The organism is Streptomyces sp. NPDC006235 (genome assembly GCF_040613735.1).
GTDB lineage: Bacteria > Actinomycetota > Actinomycetes > Streptomycetales > Streptomycetaceae > Streptomyces.
The window spans coordinates 1-9,103 of the sequence record NZ_JBEXSR010000032.1; the positions used below are offsets into that span (position 1 = coordinate 1).

Genomic DNA, 9,103 nt, shown 5'->3' on the forward strand with positions numbered 1-9,103 from the left:
TCTCAAGGAACGGTCGCTTCCTTTGTACTCACCCTCTCGGGCTTTCCTCCGGGCGCTTCCCTTCGGTCTTGCGTTTCCGACTCTATCAGATCTTTTCTCGACCCGATTTCCTCGGTGCTTTCCAGGTTTCCGCTTCCGCGTTTCCCTTTCCGGCGGTTCCGACTTTATCAGAAGTTTTGAGCCGGATTGACCGGCCACTCGTTTCCGATTCATCGGGAGGGGCTTCAATGAAATCAACGTTTCATGAAGCAGACAGATGCTCACTGTCGCCGATCCGGGGCCGAACCCCTTGTCCAGGCAACTGTTCGAATCTACCTCCCCGCATGAGCCGTGTCAACGGCTCCTGTGGGGCGAAGAGGAGACTAGCAGTTGAACGGACGTGGTCGCACATCCGGCGGCCACAGGGCCGTTCAGGCAGCTGTCGGGACGGTGGCGCTGCGTTCCGCTGCCTCGACGTCGCCGATGTCGCCAGCGCGGGCGGCGCGGCCGCCCAGGACGTAGACGTACGCGAAGAAGGCCAGTTCGGCGACGACTCCGATGGTGATGCGGGCCCAGGTGGGAAGGCCGGAGGGGGTGACGAAGCCTTCGATGGCGCCGGAGACGAAGAGGACGAGCGCCAGGCCGATGGCCATGCCGATGGCGGCGCGGCCCTCTTCCGCGAGAGCTGTGCGGCGCGTGCGGGGGCCTGGGTCGATGAGGGTCCAGCCAAGGCGCAGGCCGGTGCCGGCGGCCACGAAGACGGCGGTCAGTTCGAGCAGGCCGTGCGGGAGCACCAGGCCGAGGAAGGTGTCGAGGCGGCCGGCCGAGGACATGAGGCCGACGCCGATGCCCAAGTTGAGCATGTTCTGGAAGAGGATCCAGAGGACCGGGAGCCCCAGGAAGACGCCCAAGATCAGGCACAGGGCTGCGGCCCAGGCGTTGTTCGTCCAGACCTGGGCGGCGAAGCTGGCGGCCGGGTGGCTGGAGTAGTAGGTCTCGTACTGGCCGCCGGGACGGGTGAGCTCGCGCAGTTCGCTGGGGGCCGCGATGGAGGCCTGTACCTCGGGATGGATGCCGATCCACCAGCCGAGGAGGGCCGCGACCGCCGTGGACAACAGCGCGGTGGGCACCCACCAGTGGCGTGACGTGTAGACGGCGGCCGGGAAGCCGTGGGTGAGGAAGCGGGTCACGTCGCGCCAGGAGGCGCGGCGGGTACCAGTGACCGCACTACGCGCGCGTGCCACGAGTTGGCTGAGCCTGCCGGTGAGCTGGGGGTCGGGAGCACTGGACTGGATCAGGGAGAGGTGCGTGGCGGCGCGTTGGTAAAGAGTGACGAGTTCGTCGGCTTCGGCACCACTGAGGCGGCGCTGGCGACGGAGCAGGGCTTCGAGGCGGTCCCACTCCGCTCGGTGGGCGGAGACGAAGACGTCGAGGTCCATCGGTCTGCCTGCTCCTCGGCTGTTCGTCGGCGGCTCGTCGTGGATCAGCTTGTCGTACTGCGGCGCGATGCGCCCTCAGCTTGGCAGACTGGCCCTGTCGGGGGCAGGGCAGGGGAAGGACGGCGGGCGTGAGTGAGCTGGTGACGGGCGAGGCGGTGGCATTGGAGCTGCGCCCCGCGAGGTTGCCCAGCAGGGCGCTGGCCGTGTTGCTGGATCTTGTGGCGGCCGTGGCCGTCTACGTGGCGGTGACCATCGCGGTCGTGGTTTCCACTGCCTCGCTGGACGAGGCGGCGCGGACGGCGCTGTCGATCGCGACGTTCGTTCTCGTGCTGGTGGGCGGGCCGATCGCCGTGGAGACGCTCAGCCATGGGCGTTCGCTCGGGAAGATGGCCTGCGGGCTGCGTGTGGTGCGGGACGACGGGGGGCCGATCCGGTTCCGGCATGCGCTGGTGAGGGGCTTGATCGGGGTGATCGAGATCCTCATGACCTTCGGTGTCGTCGCCTGCATCGCCTCGTTCGTGTCGGCGCGCGGGCGGCGGCTGGGGGATGTGTTCGCGGGGACCCTCGTCGTCCGGGAGCGGATTCCGGTCACGCGAACCGGGTTCGTGCCGCCTCCCCCGCCCTGGCTGGCGGGGCAGTTCTCGGGGCTCGATCTGTCTGCGGTTCCCGACGGGTTGTGGCTCGCCGTGCGTCAGTATCTGACGCGTATGCAGCAGTTGGACCCGCAGGTGGGGTGGTCCATGGCGGAGCGGCTGGCGTCGGATCTCGCGGAACGGACGGGAGCTCCGGTGCCGCAGGGTGTTCCGCCGGCGGCGTATCTGGCAGCGGTCGTGCATGAACGGCAGGCGCGGGAGGCTCGGCGGGCTTTCGGGAGCGGCTCGTCCTCGTCGGCCAGCCCGACTGCTCCGGCCGCCCCGGCCGGCGATGCTGCCCCGGCTGCTGAGCCCGCTTCCGGTGCGGGGGCGGCGTCCGGTGCGTACGGACGACCGCCGGTTGTGCCGCCTGGTGCCGTGTCCCAGCCGCATGGTGCGGCTGTCGATTCGACCGGTACGGCTGTCGAGTCGTCCGGTGGGGACCGGCCCGCGGAGTCGGATGAGGTGCCTGCGGGCGAGCGTCCCGAGACCGGGTTCGTGCCGCCGGCGTAGTGGGGGGCGGGCCGGGCTCAGGTGAACGCCGACGGCGGTGATTCGAGGTCTTCGAGCTCGATGCCGGGGGCCGCGAGCACCACGTCTCCGGCGATGTACACGGAGTGCTGTTCTCCCGTGTCCAGGGCTGTGACCTGGTATTCGTCCACGGTCAGGGGGCCGTTGTCAGTGGCGTGTGCTTCTCTTTTCAGCAAGGTCCACGACTGGTCGACGGTGCGTGGGGCGAGGACCGGGTCCGTGAAGGCGACGAGGCGTACGCGGGTGCCTGCTGAGGAGGGGGTGAGGCGCAGGAGACGGGTGGTGGCGACGAGGAACGCCGGGGAGGTGCCGGTGAAGGCGTGGGCGCGCACATTGCCTTCGGTGGCGTCGGTTCCGGTGGGGTCGGTGCGGACCCAGGTGACGCCGTCGAGGGCGGCGCCGCGGACCTGCCAGGCGGCGGCGTGGAGTTCGAGGCGGATGGGGCGCCCGAGTTCGTCGAGGGTGAGGTCGACGGAGCCGTGGTGATCGCCCGAGGGGGTGGTCAGCTGGGAGACGTAGCGCCAGCCGGAGGGGCCGGGGGCGCACTGGAAGTGTTCTTCAGCGAGGGGGGTGTGATCGTGCGGATCGTGGAGCGAATAGCGGCCGCGGGGCATGGGGGTCCTGGGTCTTGACGGGCTGGGCCGGTCGCCGGCCGGTCGAACGGGGCAGGCCCCCGACACGGGGGTGCGGGGGCCTGCTTCGAACTACCTGAGCTGCTGAGGAGCTGAGCTGCTCGGCTCAGTAGCGGTAGTGGTCCGGCTTGTACGGGCCCTCGACCTGCACGCCGATGTACTCGGCCTGCTCGGGGCGGAGCGTGGTCAGCTTCACGCCGAGCGCTTCGAGGTGGAGGCGGGCGACCTTCTCGTCGAGGTGCTTGGGCAGCACGTAGACGCCGGTCGGGTACTCGTCGGGCTTGGTGAACAGCTCGATCTGGGCCAGGGTCTGGTCCGCGAAGGAGTTGGACATCACGAACGACGGGTGACCGGTGGCGTTGCCCAGGTTCAGCAGGCGGCCCTCGGACAGGACGATGATCACCTTGCCGTCGGGGAAGGTCCAGGTGTGGACCTGCGGCTTGATCTCGTCCTTGACGATGCCCGGGATCCTGGCAAGGCCGGCCATGTCGATCTCGTTGTCGAAGTGGCCGATGTTGCCGACGATCGCCTGGTGCTTCATCTTGGCCATGTCGCCGGCCATGATGATGTCCTTGTTGCCGGTCGTGGTGATGAAGATGTCGGCCGTCTCGACGACCTCGTCCAGGGTCGTGACCTGGTAGCCGTCCATCGCCGCCTGCAGAGCGCAGATCGGGTCGATCTCGGTGATGATCACGCGAGCGCCCTGTCCGCGCAGGGACTCCGCGCAGCCCTTGCCGACGTCGCCGTAGCCGCAGACGACCGCGGTCTTGCCGCCGATCAGGGTGTCGGTGGCACGGTTGATGCCGTCGACCAGGGAGTGGCGGCAGCCGTACTTGTTGTCGAACTTCGACTTGGTGACGGCGTCGTTGACGTTGATCGCCGGGAACAGGAGGACACCATCGCGCTGCATCTCGTACAGGCGGTGGACACCGGTCGTGGTCTCCTCGGTGACACCGCGAATCTCCGAGGCGAGCTGCGTCCACTTCTGGGAGCCGTCGGTGATGGTGCGGTTCAGGAGTTCGAGGATGACGCGGTGCTCGTCGTTCTCGGCGGTGTCGACGGACGGGACCTTGCCGGCCTTCTCGTACTCGACGCCCTTGTGGACGAGGAGGGTGGCGTCACCGCCGTCGTCGAGGATCATGTTCGGGCCGCCGGTGGGGCTGTCCGGCCAGGTCAGCGCCTGCTCCGTGCACCACCAGTACTCCTCCAGGGTCTCGCCCTTCCAGGCGAAGACCGGGACGCCCTGCGGGTTGTCGGGCGTGCCGTTCGGGCCGACGGCGATGGCCGCGGCGGCGTGGTCCTGGGTGGAGAAGATGTTGCAGGACGCCCAGCGGACCCGAGCGCCGAGGGCGACCAGGGTCTCGATGAGGACGGCGGTCTGCACGGTCATGTGCAGGGAGCCGGTGACGCGGGCACCGGCCAGGGGCTGCGCTTCGGCGTACTCCTTGCGGATCGCCATCAGGCCGGGCATCTCGTGCTCGGCGAGGGTGATCTCCTTGCGGCCGAACTCGGCCAGGGAGAGGTCGGCGACCTTGAAGTCCTGTCGGTTTTCGACAGTCGTCATTGCGAGCTGCTCCTCGGGGTTGGGTCGAGGTGGGTACGGCTGGTCTGCGCGGCGGCGGACACAGGGGTGCCCGAAAGAGGACACAGGCATGCCCGCGTGTGCGCAGCGCAGTCCGTCGGAGGCCCTCTCTCCCTCGGCCGGCCCGCGGTGGGACCGCCCGACCGCCATCAGCAGCGACGTCTGGCTCCGTCCCAAGCTACACCGGGGGCGCCTGCGATCCCCAGCCCGCAGGGAAACACATCGAGCCGATCCCGTGACGGGCGGGGGTGGGACTGTCGGTCCGGTGCGGGGGCCGGAGGAGTCGTACGAGGTGGTGTCAGTGGTCGGCGGGGGTGGGGCCGCCGGGGCTCGCCTCGGGGTCGGGGCCCTTGACGGCTTCGGCCTCGCTGTAGATGTCCGGCTCGAGGTAGATCACGCGGGCGATCGGGACGGCCTCGCGGATGCGGGACTCGGCGGCGTCGATGGCGGCGGCGATCTCGGTGGCCGTGTCGTCGTGCTGGACGGCGATCTTGGCGGCGACGAGGAGTTCCTCGGGGCCGAGGTGGAGCGTGCGCATGTGGATGATGCGGGTGACGGTGTCGCCGTCGACGAGCGCGGCTTCGATCTTCTGCGTCTCCTCGACGCCGGCGGACTCGCCGAGCAGCAGCGACTTGGTCTCGGCGGCGAGGACCAGGGCGATCAGGATGAGCAGGATGCCGATGCAGAGGGTGCCGATGCCGTCCCAGACGCTGTCGCCGGTGAGCAGGGCGAGGCCGACGCCGCCGAGGGCGAGGACCAGACCGACGAGGGCGCCGAGGTCCTCCAGGAGGACGACCGGGAGCTCGGGAGCCTTGGCGTGACGGACGAACTCCTTCCAGGAGCGGCGGCCGCGCAGGGTGTTGGACTCCTTGATGGCTGTGCGGAAGGAAAAGGTCTCGGCGATGATCGCGAAGACGAGGACGCCGACCGGCCAGTACCAGTGCGTCAGCTCGTGCGGGTGCTTGATCTTCTCGTAGCCCTCGTAGAGGGCGAACATGCCGCCGACGGAGAAGAGGACGATGGAGACGAGGAAGGCGTAGATGTAGCGCTCGCGGCCGTAGCCGAAGGGGTGTTGCGGCGTGGCCTCCCGCTTGGCCTTCTTGCCGCCGACCAGGAGCAGTGCCTGGTTGCCGGAGTCGGCGACGGAGTGGACGGACTCGGCGAGCATCGATGACGAGCCGCTGAAGATGAACGCCACGAACTTCGCTACCGCGATCGCGAGGTTGGCGGCCAGTGCCGCCACGATCGCCTTGGTGCCGCCTGACGCGCTCATATGTTCGCGTTGTCCCTTCGTACGCCGTTCCAGGGCCCGGACGCTCGCCTTGCTGAGCCGCCCGCGACTTTGCCCGTGCTTGACGGTGGGCCATTGTTGCAGCCCGCTCGGGCCGCGGTGCTTCAGGTCACCAGCGCGGGGGCCGCCGAAACGGTCAGGCGACGACGGTGGCCCGGAAAAGTGTTCCCGTTCCGGACACTTCGGCCTTTTCGTCGGCCGGGACGAAGACGGATCCGCCCGGGGTCAGGTCGTGCTCGCCGGCCCGGACGGTGCCGGCCGTGCAGAGCAGGATCTGCGGGGTCGCGCGGGTGAGGTCGTGGGCGCCGCCGGCCTCGGGGAGGACGAAGCGGGAGAGGCGGAACTCGTCGATGGGGGTCTCGTAGAGCTCCTCGCCGTCCGGGGAGGCCTCGGGGCGCAGGACGCCGGGGTCGCTGGGCCGGAAGCGGACGATGCGCAGGAGCTCGGGGACGTCGACGTGCTTGGGGGTCAGGCCGCAGCGCAGGACGTTGTCGGAGTTGGCCATGATCTCGACGCCGAGGCCGTTCAGGTAGGCGTGCGGGACGCCGGCGCCGAGGTAGAGGGCCTCGCCGGGCTGGAGCCGGACGTGGTTCAGCAGCATCGCGGCGATGACGCCGGGGTCGCCCGGGTAGTGGTGGGCGATGTCGGCGTAGGGGGCGTAGGCGCCGCCGAGACGGGTGCAGGCGGTGGCCGCTTCCGCGACCGTGCGGGACATCTCCTCGGGGTCGGCGGTGAGGATCGCCGTGAGGACCTCGCGCAGGGCGGCGTCCTCGGGGTGGGCGTGCAGCAGGTCGACGTAGGGCTTGAGGGAGTCGATGCCGAGGCCGTCGAGCAGGCCGGCGGCGGCGAGCGGGTCGCGGAAGCCGCACAGGCCGTCGAACTCGGTGAGGGCGCAGATCAGTTCGGGCTTGTGGTTGGCGTCCTTGTAGTTGCGGTGCGGGGCGTCCACGGGGATGCCGCGGCGCTCCTCGTCCGCGTAGCCCTCCTTGGCCTGCTCCAGGTCGGGGTGGACCTGGAGGGAGAGCGGGGCGCCGGCGGCAAGGATCTTGAGGAGGAAAGGCAGGCGGGGGCCGAACTTGGCGACCGCGGCCGGTCCGAGTTCCTTCTCGGGGTCGGCGTCGATGACCTCGACGAGCGTGCCCCGGCCGGTGCGTGAGGGGGCACCCGGGTGGGCGCCCATCCACATCTCCGCCTGCGGCTCGCCGGTGGGTTCGGTGCCGAGCAGGTGCGGGATGGCGGTGGGAGAACCCCAGGCGTAGGGGCGGATGGTGTTGTCGAGGCGGTCCATGGGGGTCTCTCTTGCGTGTTCGGGCGTGCTGGCGCGTCAGGGTGTCCCTGGCATGATCAGGCCCTCGAAGCGAGCGCCAGGTAAACCGCGGCGAAATCCGTGATGGCGATCAGTTCCGCGAGGGTCTCCAGCTCGCCGCCCTCCTCCGGTTCCAGTTCGCTGATCGGCGTGTCATGGCTGAGGGCCAGGTCGCGGGCGCCGGGGGCGGCGGTGAGGCCGCCGATGGGGCGGTCGCGCAGGAGCACCACGCGCGCGTGCAGGGCGGGTGGTTCCTCGACGCGGTCGCGGAAGAAGTCGTCGGGGTCGGCGCTGGCGGCCAGGGGGCCGGCGAGCAGGGCGCTGTGTGCGGCGAGTGCCTCGGGGAGTTCGGCGACGACCGCGGGGATGCCGGACAGTTCGGCGAGCGCGGCGGCGAACCGGCGGCCTGCCGGGCCGGCCGAGGTGCCCTCGGTCCAGACGATCGGGAGGGCGTCGGCGAGTTCGGCGGCGAGGGTCTTGGCGGGGTTGCTGTAGGTGGCGATGGCGGGGCCGCAGCGTTCGGCGATGCCGTCGAGGCGGTCGGCGACCTTGCCGAGGGCCTCCGGCGGGGCGGCGAGCACGCCGGTGCGGTCCAGCAGCGCGAGCAGCGGGGTGAGCAGCGCCCACAGGACGCCGGGCGCGGAGGCGGCGAGGGGCTCGTCCTGGTCGTACGGGGCGGTCGCCATGGGGACGAAGAGGCCGTGCGAGCCGTTCACCGCGTCGGCGAGCGGGGAGCGGCTGGGGGCTACGGCGACGACGTTGCAGCCGCGGCGGTAGGCCTGCTCGGCGAGGAGGGACAGGCCCGGTTCGCTGCCGTCCGGGGTGGTGATCAGGAGGAGGTCGACGGAGCCGACCCAGCCAGGCAGATCCCAGCGCAGGGCGCCCGCGGCGGGGGCGACGCCGGTGGGGGCCAGCCGCGTGACCGGACTGCCGGCGCCGGCGAGGGTGCCGATGAGGTCGGCGGCGTGCGTGGCGGCGGCGCCCGGGCCGGCGATCAGGACGGCACGGGGGCGGCCGTCGGGTTTGAGGTCGTTGATGCCGGCCTCGGCGGAGTGGCGGGCGGCCGTGCGGACGCGGGCGCCGGCTTCTGCGGCGCCGCGGAGCAGCCCGCGGTGGTCTGCCTCGGAGAGGCCCTCCGGGGAGTCGAGCAGCGATTCGTCGAGCATGGGCGGCAGCCTCCGATCGCCGGAGTCCGGTCCGGGTCCGTTTTTGGGATGTCCTACGTCGGTGCCCGTTGTGCCCGGGGTGTATGTGCGCCGGGTTCACGCGGGCGGGTCTGCCCGGGCGTGCCTACGCGGGGCGGCGGGCCTCGTCGACCAGGAGGACGGGGATGCCGTCGCGGACGGGGTAGGCCAGGCCGCAGTTCTGGTCGGTGCAGAGCAGTTCGGTGTCCTGCTCCTTGAGGGGGGCGTGGCAGGCCGGGCAGGCGAGGATGTCGAGGAGGCCGGCTTCGAGTGCCATGCGGGGTCCCTTCGGGGATGGGGCGGGGTGGGGCGTCGGTGCTTGGCGTTGGTACTTGGGGGTGGTGCGGATGTGCCTGGTCAGGGTACCGCCGGGTGGGGGGTGGGGCGGGGTGGTTGGCAGGTGCGGCGGGTATGGGGGCTGGGGTGGGTGAAGGGGCTTCGAAGAGGTCCTGAAGTGGCAGGACGAGCAGACCCGCGCACGCGGCAAGCAGGTGTGGATCTACCCCGAGCTCAAGCACCCCACCTAC

The 9,103-nt window shown here is 70.5% G+C and carries 8 protein-coding genes; 1 reads left to right on the plus strand and 7 read right to left on the minus strand.

Annotated features, from left to right (window positions below; genetic code table 11):
- Nucleotides 1–410 precede the first annotated feature (410 nt).
- Nucleotides 411–1,418, minus strand: coding sequence for a stage II sporulation protein M (locus ABZ192_RS29840; protein WP_356927580.1), 1,008 nt, complete (start codon nt 1,416–1,418; stop codon nt 411–413).
- Nucleotides 1,419–1,546: 128 nt separating this feature from the next.
- Between ABZ192_RS29840 and ABZ192_RS29845 the strand changes: the two genes are divergently transcribed.
- The gene (locus ABZ192_RS29845) at nt 1,547–2,563 is read left to right on the plus strand and encodes an RDD family protein (protein ID WP_356927581.1); all 1,017 of its coding nucleotides are present in this window, start codon (nt 1,547–1,549) and stop codon (nt 2,561–2,563) included.
- A gap of 17 nt (nt 2,564–2,580) precedes the next feature.
- On the opposite strand, the gene ABZ192_RS29850 is transcribed toward ABZ192_RS29845, so the two are convergent.
- The 6 genes from ABZ192_RS29850 to ABZ192_RS29875 all read right to left on the minus strand — a co-directional run bounded on the left by ABZ192_RS29850 (nt 2,581) and on the right by ABZ192_RS29875 (nt 8,853).
- Nucleotides 2,581–3,195, minus strand: a complete 615-nt coding sequence (locus ABZ192_RS29850; protein WP_356927582.1) for a hypothetical protein — start codon at nt 3,193–3,195, stop codon at nt 2,581–2,583.
- Nucleotides 3,196–3,319: 124 nt separating this feature from the next.
- Nucleotides 3,320–4,777, minus strand: a complete 1,458-nt coding sequence (gene ahcY, locus ABZ192_RS29855; protein ID WP_356927583.1) for an adenosylhomocysteinase — start codon at nt 4,775–4,777, stop codon at nt 3,320–3,322.
- A gap of 316 nt (nt 4,778–5,093) precedes the next feature.
- Nucleotides 5,094–6,068, minus strand: a complete 975-nt coding sequence (locus ABZ192_RS29860) for a cation transporter (protein WP_356927584.1) — start codon at nt 6,066–6,068, stop codon at nt 5,094–5,096.
- A 154-nt stretch (nt 6,069–6,222) separates the two neighbouring features.
- A complete protein-coding gene (manA, locus tag ABZ192_RS29865; protein WP_356927585.1) occupies nt 6,223–7,374 on the minus strand; it encodes a mannose-6-phosphate isomerase, class I in 1,152 nt (383 codons plus the stop codon).
- Nucleotides 7,375–7,430: 56 nt separating this feature from the next.
- Nucleotides 7,431–8,558: an SIS domain-containing protein gene (locus ABZ192_RS29870; RefSeq protein WP_356927586.1), complete on the minus strand. Its 1,128-nt coding sequence runs from the start codon at nt 8,556–8,558 to the stop codon at nt 7,431–7,433.
- A gap of 124 nt (nt 8,559–8,682) precedes the next feature.
- Nucleotides 8,683–8,853, minus strand: coding sequence for a Trm112 family protein (locus ABZ192_RS29875; protein WP_356927587.1), 171 nt, complete (start codon nt 8,851–8,853; stop codon nt 8,683–8,685).
- Between the last annotated feature and the right edge of the window lie 250 nt (nt 8,854–9,103).